Source organism: Phytoactinopolyspora endophytica (assembly GCF_004138495.1).
GTDB classification, from domain to species: domain Bacteria; phylum Actinomycetota; class Actinomycetes; order Jiangellales; family Jiangellaceae; genus Phytoactinopolyspora; species Phytoactinopolyspora endophytica.
The window spans coordinates 1-382 of sequence record NZ_ML142887.1 but is presented as its reverse complement, the minus strand read 5'-3'; positions in this window follow the sequence as shown (position 1 = coordinate 382).

The following is a 382-nucleotide window of genomic DNA, read 5'->3' as shown; positions in this document are numbered from 1 at the left end:
CCATGATCTGGCCTCGTGCAACGGCACGTCCGCGTCCAGGGTGTTGGTGATCGCAGCGAGTGCGGGCTGATGCGGCGGATGATGCCGTCAGCCTTGGCGATCCGGAGGACCATCCTGCAGCAGTCGAGTCGGTCGATCGGCTTACCTGAGATAGGCTCTGAGCACCAGTGGCCCTCCCTCCGCTCCCCGCGGCAAGGCTCGAGGACCCGCAGGACCGGGAAGGTCAGCGGGAGGGTGGCGGCTTGCTGCCCTTGCCCACCAAGTACAGGACCCGGTTTCGGCGGAGCGGCTCGCGGTTGTCGACGACGGGTGAAGAATGACCCCGTAGCGACGGTTGAATTTTGACCCCCTGGCGGCACCCTGGCTTTAGTCGAGCCGGGGA